The following is a 16,524-nucleotide window of genomic DNA, read 5'->3' as shown; positions in this document are numbered from 1 at the left end:
AACAGGCATAGTGGTCGCCTGGTTGTAATGGCGTAGCATTACAAAAGTACATTGCGATGGATTTACGCTATTTTTATCCGAAATGAATGCCCAAGCTGACTTGAAGTCCTGCTTCGACAACTGGGTTAAACACTAAGTCTTAGGTGGTAAGCATGCAACAAGATACGATTAACAACGTACACATTAGTTCAGAGAAAGTTTTAATCACGCCGCAAGAGCTTAAAAATGCCTTGCCACTCTCTGAGCATGCTTATCGTTATATTCTTAATGCTCGCAAAACCGTGGCTGATATCGTCCACAAGCGCGACAATCGAGTATTGATCGTCACTGGCCCTTGCTCTATCCACGATATCACCGCGGCTAAGGAATATGCCTTAAGGCTTAAAAAGTTGCACGATGAACTCAGTGATGAGTTTTACATCTTAATGCGAGTCTACTTCGAAAAGCCGCGTACCACAGTTGGTTGGAAAGGTATGATCAACGATCCCGATATGGATGAATCCTTCGATGTCGAAAAAGGCCTGAAAATGGCCCGTGAGCTGATGATTTGGTTGGCCGAATTAGGGCTACCAGTCGCCACTGAAGCGCTTGATCCTATCAGCCCACAGTACATCTCGGAATTAGTGACCTGGTCGGCCATTGGTGCTCGCACGACTGAGTCGCAAACCCACAGGGAAATGGCGTCGGGTTTATCTATGCCCGTCGGCTTTAAAAATGGCACCGATGGTAAGCTCGATGTGGCAATTAATGCGCTAAAATCGGCAGCCAGCAGTCACAGATTTATGGGCATAAACCAACAGGGCCAAGTGGCGTTATTGCAAACCGCGGGTAACCCTGATGGTCATGTTATTTTACGCGGCGGCGCAACACCCAACTACGATGCCGCAAGCGTGGCAGAATGTGAGGCACAACTTCACAAAGCTAAACTCAATGCACGTTTGATCATCGATTGCAGTCATGGCAATTCATCCAAAGACTACAGCCGCCAAAAGCCTGTGTGTGAAGATGTGTTCGAGCAGATTTATAACGGCAATAAATCGATCATCGGCGTTATGCTAGAAAGCCATTTAAATGAAGGCAATCAAAGCTGTGATAAGCCATTAAGCGAGCTAGCTTATGGTGTATCTGTGACAGATTCCTGTATTAACTGGGAAAAAACAGAAACCATTTTACGTGACGGCGCGGCGAAGTTATCTTCAATACTTCCAACGCGTTTCGATATGCTTAAAGTAGCTAATGCGTAAATTGCTACAGCTTAATGGACTCAAGTATGAATGAAAAAACAACGGCCGAATTAGAACATCTTCGCGGCCTGATTGATGGTGTCGATCAGCAATTATTGCATTTACTGCGTAAGCGCTTGGATCTCGTAGCGCAAGTGGGCACAGTGAAACACGGCGCCGGTTTACCGATTTATGCACCGCAGCGTGAAGCCGCCATGCTCGCTAAACGCCGCGAAGAAGCGAAAAACATGGGGATTGCGCCGCAATTAATTGAGGATATTTTACGCCGCTTGATGCGTGAGTCTTATCTCAATGAAAAAGATGTTGGCTTTAAGCAGGTTAAAAAAGATTTAGGAACTGTGGTGATTGTCGGCGGTAAAGGGCAACTCGGTGGACTGTTTTCACAAATGCTGACCCTATCAGGCTACCAAGTGGAGTTGCTTGATAAAGACGATTGGCAGCAAGCAGATAGCCTATTTTCCAATGCGGGAATGGTGTTAGTGACTGTGCCGATTGCGATTACTTGCGAGCTTATTCGTGAAAAGCTGAGCCAATTACCGGCAGACTGCATTCTGGCAGATTTGACCTCCATTAAGACTGAGCCGGTTAACGCTATGCTTGAGGCGCATTCTGGTCCGGTTGTAGGTTTTCATCCTATGTTTGGTCCCGATGTGGGCAGTCTGGCGAAGCAAGTCGTGGTGGTGTGCCACGGACGTGAGCCTGATAAATACCAATGGTTACTCGAGCAGATCACAATATGGGGCGCGCGGATTGTCGAAGCAGAGCCTGAACGTCACGACAGTGCGATGCAGTTAGTGCAGGCAATGCGTCACTTTTCGACCTTTGTGTATGGTTTGAATCTGTGCAAGGAAGAGGCAGATATTGATACTTTACTGCAATTTAGCTCGCCTATTTACCGCTTAGAATTGGCTATGGTAGGGCGATTATTCGCTCAAAGCCCAGAGCTTTACGCCGATATTATTTTTGCCCAGCAAGATAGCCAACATGCAATCGGCGATTACTTAGATAACTACCGTGAAGCGTTGGAGCTGCTAAAACGCGGTGACAGGGACGAGTTTATTAAGCAGTTCCAAACCGTCGCTAAATGGTTTGGGGATTTTGCTCCCCAATTTCAGCGTGAAAGTCGTATTATGCTGCAATCGGTAAATGATATGAAAACCAATTAATAAATAACAAGTTATTCTTTAAAACGCCCATCATTGATGGGCGTTTTTTTATGAAATTTTGGCAGGTTTGATTGCTTATATTAGCGATCACTTAAAGTGATCTTTCTCTAACATTTAGCATCTCATTCTAAAAATGACTGTCGCTTATGGTGTGTTTAGGTAGACTAGTTTTAAACATGCAAAAATAAAGCATGAATTTAAATTAGGAGCCTATCCATGTTCTGTATTCAGTGTGAGCAAACCATTCGTACACCCGCTGGCAATGGTTGTAGTTATTCCCAAGGTATGTGCGGCAAGTTGGCGGCAACGTCTGATCTGCAAGATTTGTTGATTTATATGCTGCAAGGCGTGTCTGTGTATGCGGTTAAAGCCCGCGAGCTGGGCATTATCGATGCTGAAATTGATAGTTTTGTGCCTAAAGCCTTTTTCGCGACCCTCACCAACGTAAATTTCGATGACGAGCGCATTATGGCCTATACCCAGCAGGCGGCTCATTATCGTGCTCAGTTAAAAGCTTCTTACGAAGCGGCTTGTGAACAAGCGGGTATTGCCGTTGAGCAAGTGCCGCAAGTCGCACAGTTAGTGCTGGGGACCAGTAAGATTGAAATGCTAGCGCAGGCACCAATTGCACTGCTGAATAAAGATAAGCATGACGTTCATGAAGACATCATGGGGTTAAGACTATTGTGTTTATATGGCCTTAAGGGCGCGGCTGCTTATATGGAACATGCTCGCGTGTTGGGACAGACTGATGCCGATGTTGCTGGGCGCTTCCATGAAATCATGTCTTTCTTAGGTGAGCCGAGTGTCGATGGCGATAAACTATTTACCACTGCGATGGATATTGGTCAGTTGAACTACCGCATAATGGCCATGCTGGATGCGGGTGAAACTCAGGCCTTTGGTCATCCAGAGCCAACGGTGGTGAATACTAAGTCCGTTAAGGGCAAGGCAATTTTAGTCTCTGGTCATGATATGAAGGATTTAGAGCTTATCCTTGAGCAGACAGTCGGTAAGGGCATCAATGTGTTTACCCACGGCGAAATGTTGCCCGCACTGGCGTATCCTGCCTTTAAAAAATACCCGCACCTTGTCGGTAATTACGGCAGTGCTTGGCAGAATCAACAGCAAGAATTTGCCAATTTCCCTGGCGCTGTGGTGATGACGTCCAATTGTATTATCGACCCCAATGTTGGCAGTTATAGCGATCGTATCTTTACTCGTAGCATAGTGGGTTGGCCTGGTGTGGTGCATATCGAAGGCGATGATTTCTCGGCTGTGATTGATAAAGCGTTGGCATTAGAGGGTTTTATCTACGATGAAATCCCCCACACTATCACCATTGGTTTTGCCCATAATGCCTTGATGGCGGCAGCGCCTGCTGTGGTTGAAAATGTAAAAAGTGGTGCGATTAAGCATTTCTTCCTCGTCGGCGGCTGCGATGGTGACAAGGCCGACAGAAGCTATTTTACGGAACTTGCGAAATCGACGCCTAAGGATTCATTAATTTTGACATTAGGCTGCGGTAAGTACAAATTCAATAAGCTCGAATTTGGTGATATTAACGGTATCCCACGCTTGCTCGATGTGGGCCAGTGTAACGATGCCTATTCTGCGATTCAGTTAGCGATTGCGTTAGCTGAAGTATTCGAATGTGATATCAATGAATTACCATTGAGTTTAGTGCTCTCTTGGTTCGAACAAAAAGCCATTGTGGTGTTACTGACACTGTTGTCACTCGGTGTGAAAAACATTCGCACAGGCCCGACACCACCTGCATTTTTAACCGCCAATCTCGCCAAAATTTTGGAGGAGAAGTTTGGCTTACGCAATACCACCACAGTTGAGGCCGATTTAAAGACCATGTTGAACGTGGCGTAAATCAGTCGGTGCTCATTGCTGAAGTCCGCTGAATATTGTGGCTTAAATCAGCAATGAGTGGTTGCTTAACTGCGGTTTTAATTTCGATTTTGCCGAGGGTGAAAACCGCAGTGTGTTGCAGGTAAAAATGTAATGAATGCGATAAATTTGAGTATGATGGCAGGGGCAATATCAGCTTTGCCCCATAAACCTGAGAGTGTTAGTCCATTGATGCACGCCGAGCCTGCGCAAACCGGACCAGCGCTTAGCGAACTGGTGTGCATTGAGCGCTGGAATGAAACCGTCGATGTGGTGAGTTTTCGTTTTCAAGCGGGCGAGCCGATGAAGTTTGACTATAAACCCGGCCAGTTTATGACCTTTGTGCTCGAGATTAACGGCGAGCAAGTGTGCCGCAGTTATACCTTGTCCTCATCACCATCGAGACCCTATTCCTTGATGGTGACGATTAAGCGTGTGGCGGGTGGACTGGTGTCCAATTATCTAATTGATCACTTGCAGCCAGGCCAGCGTGTGCGAGTGCTGCCACCTATGGGGCAATTTAACTTAGTTGATATCCCTGCGCAGAAATACTTGTTTTTGAGTGCCGGTTGCGGCATTACGCCCATGTATTCGATGTCGCGTTATCTAACTGACACTCAAATTGATGCCGATATTGCATTTGTGCACAGTGCGCGTTCAGACGCTGATATCATTTTTAAATCGTCATTGGAGACGATGGCGAACCGCTTTAATGCGTTTAAGCTCAGTTATGCGCTGGAGTCGGCGGCAGCATCACTTTTATTCTCTCCAAAGATAAGTTTTGATATAGGGCGATTAACTGCGCAGATGCTGCAAACCTTAGTGCCTGATGTTACTGAGCGAACAGTTTATCTCTGCGGGCCTGAGCCTTATATGCAGGCCGTAAAAGTGTTATTGGCCGAACTCAATTTTGATATGAGTCAGTTACACCATGAGAGTTTTGCCACCGCGGAGAAAGCCGCACGTCATCAGCTTATGCAAGCAAATTCACCTACTGAAACGCATGATAATCCACAAGCAGAGGCTTTTACCTTGCCTATTTTTAACTTAGCTATTGGGGATCGCAGCACAAAGCTAACACAAGGGCAGAGTTTACTTGAGGGAATCGAGTCTGAAGGATTACCGATTATTGCGGCTTGTCGTTCGGGCGTATGCGGCGCTTGTAAATGCCAAGTCTTGGAGGGAGAAACTACATCAACGAGTGTGATGACGCTGAGTCCTGCGGAAATTGACGCGGGGTTTGTGCTGGCGTGCTCTACAACGTTAACGTCCGATGTGAGACTAAAACTCTAGCGCGCTGATTAGTGATAGTTATACAGGGCTTATCAGGCTTATTCTTAAATGGATGGAAATATTTCTAATCCTTAGTTGCGCTTATCTCAGTGAGAACGTAAGGTTAATAACAAGGGCGTATGATGTTTGCGCCCAGTCCATTAGTCTGGCTGGAGTCTCTCAATGACAATGACAACCACTTATGCCGCAAAAATTGAAGACCGTTCTCTTGGGCATTTGTTGTACGCCTTGATGTCGGGCTTTCCCTTATTATTACTTCCCGTGCTGCTAAGTTTGTTCATTAATGTTTCCCAACGTCAATCCCATGGAAACCCATTATTGGCGTCGCATTTGCGTTGGCAACGGCATTCTAATGTCGCCTTTCTTGGCTTGTTAGTGCTCGGCTATTGCGTGCCGTTAACTTGGCTCAGTCTTTCGATTTATCTTTTTGGGATCATTTGGTTTTGCCACAGGATCATTAAAGGGTGGTTAAGTCTATTGGATGGTTTAGAAATCTAAACTTGTGCTAGAGTCTCTAAATTGATGATTTTTAGAGGCTCTTATGTCCAGCTACCAAATTCTGTGTGTCCTCTGCGCGTTGGCGCTAGTGACTTCGGTTATCTCCTCTCGCGTCCATAAACTGCAGGAAACTGTGGCCATTACTGCTATTGCCCTAGGAATGAGTTTGTTGTTGCTCCTAGGGGGAAAGGCCTTAGGTGGGGACGTTTATGTGTATTTTGTCTCTGGCTTAGAGAAACTCGATTTTCAAGCTTTACTGCTCAATGGCATGCTCGGTTTTTTACTCTTTGCCGGCGCATTACAAATCCGCTTAAAAATACTGAGGCATCAAAAGTGGGAGATCCTAATCCTTGCTTTTATAAGCACCTTATTGTCGACATTTATTATAGGTGGGCTGTTATTTTGGTTCGCGCCTATGCTAGGTCTCCCGCTACAATTCAGCCACTGCTTACTGTTCGGCGCCTTGATTTCGCCCACCGATCCTATCGCTGTTTTGGCTATTTTAAAGAAAATGGGTGCGCCGGAAGATATTGCGATTCAAGTAGAAGGAGAATCTTTATTTAACGATGGCATAGGGTTAGTGATTTTTGTGGCAATATCGCAATTGGCTTTCTCCACCGAGCCACTGACGTTTATCCATATCTCTGAGTTATTTATTCGTGAGGCGGTAGGTGGGGTTATTTACGGTGGCGTGCTTGGTTTTCTGCTGCATCATTTTTTCCGCTACTGCGAGGAAGAAACGCAATTAATGCTGGTTACCCTGCTGATCCCAACCGCGGGATATGTCATGGCGGATGTGCTTGGTGTTTCAGGTCCTTTAGCTATGGTGAGTGCGGGGATCATCATAGGAAATTTCAGCGTGCCTAAGTTTTTTGCTCGTAACGAGCGAGTGAAACTATTTACTTTTTGGTCGCTGATTGAATCCTTCTTTAATGCCTTACTCTTCCTATTGCTTGGTTTATTGCTTTTGTTAGTCACTTTCAAAGCACCATTATGGTGGTTTATGTTTGTGGCTATACCAATAGTCTTGTTGGCGCGTGCAATGAGTGTGTTATTACCTTATTTGGGCTTTAGGTTGTTTAAGTCTTACAACCCCTATGCAGAGACGATTCTGATTTGGGGTGGTTTAAGGGGAGGATTAGCACTCGCGATGGCGATGAGTTTACCTGAGGGAATTGTCATAGATGCTATTGGTGGTGTGGAGCTGAGGGAATTATTGTTAGTGATGACCTATGCCGTCGTCGTATTTTCGATTCTAGTGCAGGGCTCTACTATGACAGGGCTTATCCGCAGGAGTAATGCGGTTACCGAACCATCGAGGGCTGTTGGCTCTTCTGAAAATGCATAAAGGATGATTGGGCAGCGATAGTAAACAATATTAAGCCTGCTAGTCATCACGCTGACTTGCAGGCTTATTTCAGTCAATCAGGGATAAAAGAAGTCTCATTTATCCCTGAATACACTTCGAACTAACCACATTTCAGTTAAGATTAAATCAATCAAGATCAAAGCTTTAGTTAGCCCGATATAATTCCCGCACTACAGCGCTAATTAAGTTAAGCGACTCATTGCTATCACCGCTATCGAGTGGACAATTGAGTATCAATCCATCCACTTTAAGCTGCTTAATACCTTGGGTTTGAACCAGTAGGGCATCATCCGAAACGGCATAGCTAGGGTTGATCAAAATGGGCAAATGGCTCGTGGCTTTAATCTGGATCAGGCTCGCCAAATCGAGTGAGGGTAGATTGGCGTTATTTAAGGTTCTAATGCCAGAGTCACACAGAATAAGTTGCTGATTGCCTTGGCTTAAGATAATTTCTGTTGCCGTGAGTAATTCTTCAAAACTTGCCATATCGTTACGTTCAAGTATCAAAGGTATTGGCAACGTACCCGCTTGAGTCAGTAAGGTTTGATTAAACATCTGCTTACCCGCCAAGAACAGCATATCGGCGTGTTGAACGGCTAATGGCATATCGGCTTCTTGCTCTATGGTAATAATGCACACTAGACCATATTGATGCAGGATTTGGCGCAGTTTAGCTAGGGTTACTTCCGCCATAGCCATTTGACTAACAGCATTGAGTAGAACGGCTTGGAATCCCGCTTCTTTAAGCTGTTTCACTTGCTGCTCGAAAGCCGATAACGCTAAGTGTGAAATATCATTATTCAGCGTGATTTGCGCTATGGCACCGACATGCCCTGCACCGATTGTCATTGCACCGCAGTTGATCTCACTGGCTTGCTCTTTATAGGCTTTGCTATATCTAACAGGGCTGGTATTTGCTCCATTCTCGCTGATGACTTGATCCTTAGAGGTGCTAGGTTCAATCAGTAACTGGCTGTTGCTCAGCTGCGTGGGCTTGACTGTTTCACAAGGATAACAGCCTAATACTTTGATAAAACGGGTGATCCGCTCAAGTTGCTTTAAACCCGCCTGCATAGATTCACTGGAGATATTCGCATCGATATCTAAATAGAACATCTCTTCCCAAGGTGTTCCTGGAATCGGGCGTGACTCTAATTTGCTCATGTTTAACTGATGCGCCTTCAGAACCAGCAGAGCTTCTACTAAAGCACCAGCTTTTTGGCCCGTCGCCATGATCAACGTGGTCTTAGCGGGTAACTGCTCTGGCACGGCAACGGCTTTGCGGGCAACAACGATAAAGCGGCTTTGGTTGATCTTCTGATTCGCTAAGCCCGCTTCTATAGACTCTAGCTGATAAAGAGCACCACCTTCGGCGCTACCAATTGCTGCAGCGCTGTTATCTGGGCTTTGATTCACCTTGTCCATCGCTTCGGCGCTGCTTGAGCAGTACTCCAGTCTCAAGTCTTTGTGCTGACTTAAATATCTGCTGCATTGGCTAATAGGCTGAGGGTGGGCATAGACAGTTTTGATGTCGGCTAATTTACTGCCAGCTTTTCCTAGAAGGCAATGGCTGACTTCAATCGTCGTTTCACCAACGATCGATAAACTGGTGTGCTGCAGTACATCGTAGACTTCGTTGATTGAACCCGAGGAAGTGTTCTCAATCGGCAGGAAACCATAATCAGCATGCCCAGACTCAACGGCTTGCACTATTTCATCGAAACTTTGGCAACCTAGGTCCAGCATTTCAACTTGGCGGCGTTGGCAATAACGGGTCGCTGCAAGATAAGAGTAAGAGCCTCGTGCACCGAGGTAGGCGATACAATACTGCTGTTTTTGTGTTTCTGGATTGGCACGGCCGTGAAGGTAAGCTTGTTGATTCAATACTGAATCTTCAATGATGCTCTGATAAAGGGAAATAACATAGTGGGCATCTAATCCCTTTTCTCTGCCTTCTTTCACCAGTCTAGCGAGCAGTTCTTTCTCCCTTTGAGTATCTCTGATGGGTCTGACATCCACTTCTTTGCTACGGGCCACTTCTAGACTTAAGCGACGGCGCTCAGCGAGTAATGCCAGCAGTTCATTATCCAGATTGGTGATCTGCTCTCGGGTTTGATTTAAAGGCTGTGGTGTATGCATTCTGACCTCAATTGCCGTCATGTATTTTATCAATCGTTTAAGACAAAAAAGCCTCCCAGTTGGGAGGCTTTGGATTTTTACTTTCGTTTTTACACAGTAAATCCGCCTCCTAGAGTGGGGGTGTAAAAAAGAAAGTAAAAAAAGCTGCTGTTATCATTTTCATGGGCTTAAAACTAAAGGGCTAGGGCTTAGCTGTCAATCAAAACTTTCTCATAAACGACCTAAAAAGAAAGCGCACCCGAGGGTGCGCTGGTTTGAGTATGAATATATGGTCAAGCGAGTTTATCCTCCTTATGGTCAGTGTGGGACAAGGTAAAACACTCGTTTATCTTACATTTACGTGTAACAGTAAAACGTTAACAACTCACTAGATAACGACTTGCATTTACAATGAACACTAACAAGTACTTTAATGCGGCATAGCGTATAACATTTGAACTATGCTGTTTTGCAGTACCAGCGAACTTACGTTGACATGTCTTGCACTTATATTTTAACAATTAACACTTACATGGATCTATAACATTAAAAACTAACACTAACAAAACGAACATTTAAAATAAACGATTTACGGCTCATTAGTTGCACTAGGTACATATTGCTGTAAAAACAGCTTGGCCTTGTCATGCGTTTAGGTCTTGCTACTTACGTTATTACTTTTTACTTTAAAATCTAACGTGTTAATACTTGGAGCGTATAACAAACTCTCATTTACTGTTATTGCACTTTTCGTCAAGTCTAGATGCCCTCCTTTTTAGTTGATAATCAAACATTATTTAAGGTGTCTATAAAATATCAAAACTCAACTAACGGTAAAAATTAACACACTACATAAAAACATTTATACAATTTACAGTTTTTACTATACAAATAACACTAAGTAAACTAATGACTTTTAATCAAACCAACGTATTGCACTTACATTAAACACTTACATTAAATCACACGCTAAAAACGCTAACTAATATATCAGTGTAAATATGACTCTCTTCATCTAACAAAACGTGATCGTTGTTACCTCATTTGTCTCAGTGTTTAGCACACATTGGTGCCGACCCGTTTTAAAATAAGCACTTTTGGTAATGTAGCTTTTGTTAATGTGACTTTTGTTTATGTTTAACTGAGCCTCCATTGTGGATATAAAAATTGGGTAGTTAAAGGCTTTTCTAATGTACTTTTGTGCTTTTGTGCTGTTCTCGGCTCCTCATGTTAACTCTGGTATTCAGCAATGCCGCCTGTTTCTGGTGGTCATTCTGTTATTGGGTCAAAATTGAGCACTACTTTTAGTGAATGCATACATACTTGATTGTAACTAATATCAACAATATCAATATTATCAAATTGTTTGCTTTTGTGTTGCCTCCTTTCCAAACTTACTATTGAAAGTGGAACCTAGTTGAAGGTATAACATTGAGCTTTTGAACGTGAAAATTATAAGTAAAATTAATCATTAACAACAAATTTTAGAACTTAAAACCCTTTGAGCTTAAAATCTTAGTACTTAAAACTATATGGGTTGGATTGGTCGTGCTCCTTAGTTATATCCAGTAACGTTATTTATAAATAATATCTTTTAATCAATATATGTAAATCAAAAATTAAAGTAAATCAACATTTGAAACGATTTAAATTCGCACCACTTCGATTCTTGCTGTCACTTTGTAAAGTGTAGTAGGTATTTAGTCAAACGAACTGTTTTTTTCATCATTAAAATGATTGCACTAAGCTTTTGTAAAAACTGTGATCTGATTAAATATTTCTACTTTATTGCTCTCAAAGTGGTGCGTTTCTCGCACTCACTAAACTTAAATTATGCCGCATCTTCCTCCTCGTACTCGTCGTCAACTTCAACAATATTATTAGTCGGTGTTAATGATGTGGAACGTTGTGCTTCCGGTTTGTGTGTTATGCGATTGAGCTGCTTCTCTAATTTTTGGCCCATAGCGTTAATCGCAGTATATAAATTTTCATGTTTTGCTTGAGCGAAGAGTTCTCCATTTGGGATGCCAACCGATGCTTCAATTTTGAAACCAGGTTTCTCCTCCGTAATGATTACATGGGGATTTATCATTTGCACATCATGCCTTGAAAGTTTTTCGAAACGGCTTTCAATACGTTCACGAATAGGAGATGTGACTTCAAGTTGCTTGCTAGTAATCTTTAGCATATTTCGAACCTTCTGTTGTTTCCTTGGATTTCAGATTACCAAGGTCTGCACTATAAAACGAGATCTAGATCACATTTTTTCGCTGGTTAGTTACTGTTCGTTGGATATTTGATCACTTAGACAAATATCAATAATTCCTAGCCAAAAAGCCTTGTATTACCTGCTAAATCGGGTCATATTCGATGGGATAACTCCGCAGTCTTTGCCCTTATTTACTTATATTTACTTTAAGTTTCATCCTAAATCCCGATAAAATACCTCAACTTATTTCATTCGTTCACTTTGAGTTTGCCCATTTTATGAATATTGAACACGTTAAGATTAAGGTCTGGGATTTACCCACGCGAATTTTCCATTGGGGCATGGTGTGTCTGTTGGCACTTTTATGGTGGAGTGCCGACGCAGGCGAAATGCAGTGGCATCAAATTTTTGCTTATAGTTTGCTGATCTTTATCGGATTTAGAATCTTCTGGGGGATCATTGGTAGCGATACGGCAAGGTTTAGCCACTTTGTTCATCACCCTAAGGTTGTGCTCGACTACTTGAAAGTAATCAAAACTAAGGAAATGTCCGTTGTGCTAGGGCACAATCCTATTGGTGGCTACATGGTTGTCGCACTGATTGGGATCATTAGCCTGCAATTAGTTACAGGCCTTTTTGCGACCGATGATATTTTTACCGAAGGTCCGCTCTATAGTTATGTCAGTTCTGATACCAGTGGATTTTTGACTTGGCTACATAAGATGAACTTTAACCTTATCCTAGCGCTGAGTGCCATTCATGTACTAGCAGTGGTTATCCATGCCATCAAGGGCGATAAGTTAGTTGGTGCTATGCTCAGTGGCTACAAGAAAGTCTCTAAGGTGGCACTGTCATCAAGTGTGAATCATGATCTTACATTCAAGTCAGCGTGGCTTGCCTTAGTGCTGCTGGCTGTATTAGCGGCAGTGGTCTTTGTGTATTTAATGTGGCCGATAGTGCAAGTGCTATAGTTTTACGTTGAGTGTTTTTGAGTAACAAAAAGCCTGCTAATAAGCAGGCTTTTTGATGGGACAGAAAAACTAAATAGAACTAGTCTTTCTTATAAACGTCGTGACAACCTTTACAGCTTTTTCCTGTATTCATAAAGGCTTGCTTGATTTCAGCTTGATCACCTTTTTGAGCAACAGTAGCAAGAATGGCGGCATTCTCTTGGAAAGTTTTCATTTTTGCATCGAAATCAGCTCTGTCTTGCCAAACTTTGGCTAAAGCTTCAGTGTCGCCTTTGTCTGAGCCATCAATAAAACCTTCGAAAGGAATTTTTGATAATGCAGCAACATTCGTTGCACGCATTGCGAAGGTTTCCGCTTCGAAAGGTTTTTTGCCTTTCATCATGGCAGCCATATCGCCGAAGTTATAAGCAATAAGACCAAATGCAGATTGGCGGTATTCAATCGCATCTTTAGAATCTTCGAAATTGTGTGCCTGTGCAGTTGAAGCCAATAGAGTACTGGCAACGAGAGTAAGTAGTAATTTTTTCATCGTATTCTCACAAATTAGCGTCGAAGTGTGACATTGCGCTTCTATTGTACACAAATTAACTTGATGTACTAGAAGCATTTTTGTCAGTTTTTGTCTGGATAAGATGACTAAACGTAACAAGTTATTTGTATGAAAATTGATGTCGGTTTAACAACAACGCTACTCTAGATGGTTTTAGTGTTAAGCCAGTCATTGCCTAAGAAAGATCTGGCTTATATGAACTTAACAGTAAGCGACTAATTTTTGTATTTAACATAGATACAAGAAGGGCAGCCTAGTGGCTGCCCTTCATTCAGTTAGAACCAATCATAACAAGTGAATCAGAGTAAATGAGAAGCTTAAGCTTCTAACTTAGCGAATTCTGATTTTTGCTCGTTGAGCTTGTCCATGTCACGCTTGAGATCGGTCATCTTGGCGCGCTCTTTGTCGATAACCTCGGCTGGAGCTTTTGCCACAAAACCTTGGTTCGACAATTTGCCTTCGATACGAGCGATCTCTTGGCCGAGCTTTTCAAGCTGTTTGTCGATACGGGCCATTTCGGCGGCGACATCGATTAAGCCTGCCATAGGGATCAGCAGCTCCATTTCGCCAATCAAACCTGTGGTCGACATAGGCGCAGTTTCGCCATCGGCTAAAATGGTCATGCTTTCTAAGCGGGCAAGGGTAGTGAAGAAGGTTTGGTTGGCTTCAACACGGGCTTTATCCTGCGCGCTAACGCCGCGTAGTAGGGCATTTAATGGCTTAGATGGGGCAATGTTCAGCTCGGCGCGAATGTTACGCACGGCGACAATCACTTGCTTAACCCACTCTAAATCGGCCATTGCTGCGCTATCGACTTTAGCGGCATCAAATGTTGGGAACGGCGCCAGCATAATGGTATCACCAGCGACACCGGCTAATGGTTTAACGCGCTGCCAAATGGTTTCAGTGATATACGGCATCATAGGGTGCATCAGGCGTTGCATCGCTTCGAGCACTGTCACTAAGGTGTGACGGGTGCCACGCATTTGCGCTTCAGTGCCGTTTTGCAATACCGGCTTAGTTAATTCTAAGTACCAGTCACAGAACTGGTTCCAAGTGAACTCATACAGGGTATTGGCCGCTAAGTCGAAACGGTAGGCAGTCATGTGATCGTCAAAGGTCTTAACGGTTTGATTGAACAAGCCGATAATCCAGCGATCGGCCAACGATAGTTCCATTTCGCCGCCATTCTCTAAACCACAGTACTCTGGAGAACCTGGGCCGCAATCTTGATCTTCTGTGTTCATCAGCACGTAGCGTGAGGCGTTCCACAACTTGTTACAGAAGCTACGGTAACCGTCTAAGCGCTTCATATCCCAGTTGATGTCACGACCCGTTGATGCCATTGCCGCAAGCGTAAAGCGCAGTGCATCAGTGCCGTGGGCTTCTATACCGTCAGCAAACTCTTTGCGAGTGCTCTTTTCAATCTTGGCGGCCAGTTGTGGCTGCATCATATTACCGGTACGTTTTTCAACTAAATCTTCAAGTCCGATACCGTCGATCATGTCTAATGGATCGAGTACGTTACCTTTAGATTTTGACATCTTGTTACCCGCTTCATCGCGGATAAGACCGGTTACGTAGACGGTTTTGAACGGGACTTGTGGCTTGCCGTCTTCATCTTTGATGAAGTGCATGGTCATCATGATCATACGGGCAACCCAGAAGAAGATGATGTCAAAACCTGTCACCAACACGTCGGTTGGGTGGAAGGTTTTTAAATCTTCTAAATTGTCAGGCCAACCTAAAGTCGAGAAGGTCCACAGGGCTGAGCTGAACCAAGTGTCCAGTACGTCTTCGTCTTGGCGCAGTGTTATTGAGTCAGCGATATTGTGCTTAGCACGCACTTCAGCTTCGTTGCGGCCGACATAGACTTTACCGTTTTCGTCGTACCAAGCTGGGATGCGGTGACCCCACCACAATTGACGCGAAATACACCAGTCTTGAATGTCACGCATCCACGAGAAGTACATGTTCTCGTATTGCTGCGGCACAAATTTAATGCTGCCATTTTCAACGGCTTCGATAGCGGTTTTCGCCATTGGCGCAACAGCTACATACCATTGGTCGGTCAGCATTGGCTCGATAACCACACCGGAGCGATCGCCGTAAGGGACTTTCAAGGCGTGCGGCGCGATTTTTTCGAGCAGCCCTAAAATGTCAAATTCAGCGACGATAGCATCGCGGGCTTTAAAACGATCAAGTCCGGCAAAGCGTTCAGGCAGGCTGCCATCGAGCGTTTTGTTAAAGGTACCGTCAGAGTTCACCACTTCGGCGCTCACGCGAATGGCGGCATCTAAGGTCAGCACGTTGAACATGGGTAGGTTGTGACGTTTACCGACTTCATAGTCGTTAAAGTCATGGGCCGGGGTGATCTTCACGCAGCCAGTACCAAAGGCCATGTCGACGTAATCGTCGGCCACGATAGGAATACGGCGGTTAACAATCGGCAACAGAATAAACTTACCGACCAGTGCTTGATAGCGTTCATCATCGGGATGCACTGCAACCGCACTGTCGCCGAGCATGGTTTCTGGACGCGTGGTAGCGACTTCTAAATAGTCTTTACCATCGGCCGTCAGTTCACCGTCGGCCAGTGGATAACGCAGGTGCCACATATGGCCCTGTTTTTCTTTGCTTTCCACTTCTAAATCAGAGATAGCCGTGTGCAGCTTTGGATCCCAGTTGACCAAACGCTTACCGCGATAAATCAACTCGTCTTCGTACAGACGTACAAACACTTCTTGCACGGCCTTGGACAAGCCTTCGTCCATAGTGAAACGCTCGCGGTCCCAATCAACAGATGCGCCCATACGACGTAGCTGCTTAGTGATAGTGCCGCCCGATTGCGCTTTCCATTCCCACACTTTATCCATAAAGGCATCGCGACCTAGGTCATGGCGATTTTTGCCTTCTTCGGCTTCAAGCTTACGCTCAACCAACATTTGGGTGGCGATACCCGCATGGTCAGTACCGACTTGCCATAGGGTATTTTTGCCTTTCATCCGTTGGTAACGGGTCAAAGTATCCATAATGGTGTCTTGGAAGGCGTGGCCCATGTGCAAGCTGCCCGTCACGTTTGGTGGCGGGATCATGATGCAATAATTGCCTTGGGATTCATCGCCGTGTGGCTTGAAGTAACCTTGCTCTTCCCAGTTTTGGTAAAGCGTTTGCTCGATGGACTGCGGATCGTATGTTTTTTCCATG

General features: G+C 44.4%; 11 protein-coding genes and 1 other annotated feature. Of the genes, 7 read left to right on the top strand and 4 right to left on the bottom strand.

Annotated features, from left to right (window positions below):
* The first annotated feature begins 152 nt into the window (after window positions 1-152).
* From K5Q99_RS08030 to K5Q99_RS08005, 6 genes are all read left to right on the top strand, one after another.
* A complete protein-coding gene (locus K5Q99_RS08030) occupies window positions 153-1,244 on the top strand; it encodes a 3-deoxy-7-phosphoheptulonate synthase (RefSeq protein WP_220776553.1) in 1,092 nt (363 codons plus the stop codon).
* A gap of 26 nt (window positions 1,245-1,270) precedes the next feature.
* Entirely contained in the window at window positions 1,271-2,410 is a 1,140-nt protein-coding gene (gene tyrA, locus K5Q99_RS08025) for a bifunctional chorismate mutase/prephenate dehydrogenase (protein ID WP_220776552.1), read from the top strand.
* A 216-nt stretch (window positions 2,411-2,626) separates the two neighbouring features.
* Window positions 2,627-4,291, top strand: a complete 1,665-nt coding sequence (hcp, locus tag K5Q99_RS08020; RefSeq protein WP_220776551.1) for a hydroxylamine reductase — start codon at window positions 2,627-2,629, stop codon at window positions 4,289-4,291.
* Window positions 4,292-4,423: 132 nt separating this feature from the next.
* The gene (locus tag K5Q99_RS08015; protein ID WP_220776550.1) at window positions 4,424-5,602 is read left to right on the top strand and encodes an FAD-binding oxidoreductase; all 1,179 of its coding nucleotides are present in this window, start codon (window positions 4,424-4,426) and stop codon (window positions 5,600-5,602) included.
* Between the two features lie 162 nt (window positions 5,603-5,764).
* Entirely contained in the window at window positions 5,765-6,100 is a 336-nt protein-coding gene (locus K5Q99_RS08010; protein WP_006080796.1) for a hypothetical protein, read from the top strand.
* A 43-nt stretch (window positions 6,101-6,143) separates the two neighbouring features.
* Complete coding sequence (locus tag K5Q99_RS08005; protein WP_220776549.1) at window positions 6,144-7,448, top strand: cation:proton antiporter; 1,305 nt, start codon at window positions 6,144-6,146, stop codon at window positions 7,446-7,448.
* A gap of 165 nt (window positions 7,449-7,613) precedes the next feature.
* Here the strand turns inward: K5Q99_RS08005 and K5Q99_RS08000 are convergent, their stop codons facing one another.
* On the bottom strand, window positions 7,614-9,608 hold the full coding sequence (locus K5Q99_RS08000) for a chorismate mutase (protein WP_220776548.1): 1,995 nt from the start codon (window positions 9,606-9,608) through the stop codon (window positions 7,614-7,616).
* Window positions 9,609-9,649: 41 nt separating this feature from the next.
* Window positions 9,650-9,766, bottom strand: a sequence feature (Phe leader region).
* A gap of 1,652 nt (window positions 9,767-11,418) precedes the next feature.
* Window positions 11,419-11,775 carry a ribosome hibernation-promoting factor, HPF/YfiA family gene (hpf, locus tag K5Q99_RS07995; protein WP_006080799.1) on the bottom strand — a complete coding sequence of 119 codons (357 nt, stop codon included), beginning with the start codon at window positions 11,773-11,775 and terminating at the stop codon, window positions 11,419-11,421.
* Window positions 11,776-12,074: 299 nt separating this feature from the next.
* Here hpf and K5Q99_RS07990 point away from each other — a divergent pair, with 299 nt between their 5' ends.
* Window positions 12,075-12,767, top strand: a complete 693-nt coding sequence (locus K5Q99_RS07990; protein ID WP_220776547.1) for a cytochrome b/b6 domain-containing protein — start codon at window positions 12,075-12,077, stop codon at window positions 12,765-12,767.
* Window positions 12,768-12,846: 79 nt separating this feature from the next.
* Here K5Q99_RS07990 and K5Q99_RS07985 read toward each other — a convergent pair whose 3' ends face one another.
* Both K5Q99_RS07985 and K5Q99_RS07980 read right to left on the bottom strand, forming a co-directional pair.
* The gene (locus K5Q99_RS07985; RefSeq protein WP_106649867.1) at window positions 12,847-13,296 is read right to left on the bottom strand and encodes a c-type cytochrome; all 450 of its coding nucleotides are present in this window, start codon (window positions 13,294-13,296) and stop codon (window positions 12,847-12,849) included.
* 338 nt (window positions 13,297-13,634) lie between these two features.
* Window positions 13,635-16,523: a valine--tRNA ligase gene (locus K5Q99_RS07980; protein WP_220776546.1), complete on the bottom strand. Its 2,889-nt coding sequence runs from the start codon at window positions 16,521-16,523 to the stop codon at window positions 13,635-13,637.
* Window position 16,524: the final 1 nt, after the last annotated feature.

It is taken from the genome of Shewanella hafniensis (assembly GCF_019655335.1).
Classification (GTDB): Bacteria; Pseudomonadota; Gammaproteobacteria; order Enterobacterales; family Shewanellaceae; genus Shewanella; species Shewanella hafniensis.
This window is presented reverse-complemented; position numbering and strand designations above follow the sequence as displayed.